Origin of the sequence: Mycolicibacter sinensis (genome assembly GCF_001673565.1) — a bacterium.
Taxonomy (GTDB): domain Bacteria; phylum Actinomycetota; class Actinomycetes; order Mycobacteriales; family Mycobacteriaceae; genus Mycobacterium; species Mycobacterium sinense_C.
Genome location: NZ_LZMF01000036.1, coordinates 1 through 954, shown reverse-complemented (window position 1 = coordinate 954; position 954 = coordinate 1). Strand labels below are relative to the sequence as shown.

1 protein-coding gene is annotated in these 954 nt (G+C 68.6%); it reads right to left on the bottom strand.

Going from position 1 to position 954, the window contains the following annotated elements:
• On the bottom strand, window positions 1-954 hold a 954-nt coding region (locus A5648_RS06030; protein ID WP_165607300.1), incomplete at both ends, for an AMP-binding protein.

Genomic DNA, 954 nt, shown 5'->3' with positions numbered 1-954 from the left:
GGTACTTGTCCCGGCACGCGCTGCGCTGAATCTTGCCGCTGGTGGTGGTCGGGATCCGCATCGGCTTGACCAGCACCACGGTCTGCGCGTCGATCCCGTGGTGGGTGCGGATCGCCGCCCGGATCGATTGGATCAGCTCGTCCAGATCGACCCCGACGGCCTCATGGTGGTGCACCTCCTGCACCACCGCCAAATGCTCGGGGGCGTTGCGCTTGCCCGGCAGCAGGAAAACCGCACCACGGCTGGGCATCAGCGCCGGATGGCAAGCCTGCACGGTCAGCTCGATGTCATTGGGGTAGTGGCTGTAGCCGCCAATGGTCATCAGGTCCTTGCACCGGCCGGTGACGAACAGCTCGCCGTCCCGGAAGAACCCCAGGTCGCCACTGCGCAGGTAGGGGCCCTCTCCGGTGTCGGCCACGTACGCGTTGAAGGCGTGCTCGGTCTCCTCGGGGCGTCCCCAGTAGCCCTGGGCGATGCTGGGTCCGGATGCCCAGATCTCGCCCACTTCGTCAGCGCAGCAAGGCAGCCGGGTCTCCGGATCGACGATCAGCACCCGCATCCCGTCCAGCTCCGCGCCGCAGCCCACTATCGCCACGGCGTCGGCATCGTCGGCCGCGACGTCGATCACCTGATTGCGGCCCAGCGCGTTGCGGTCGACGTAGCGCACCCCGGCGACTTCCGGGCTCTGCATCGCGGTGACCAGCAGTGCGGATTCGGCCAGACCGAAGGCGGCCTGGATGCCGTTCAGCTGAAATCCGGCCGGGGCGAACGCCTCGGCGAAGTTCTGCAGAGTGGTCGCGCGGACCGGCTCGGTGCCGATCCAGGCGTGCGTCAGGTTGGACAGGTCCAGTGCCGCGCGCTGGGCCGGTGTGGTGGTCTTGACGCACAGGTCGTAGGCGAAGGTCGGCGCGCCGGTGATCGTGGCGCGGTGCCGCGACAGCATCTCCAGCCAGC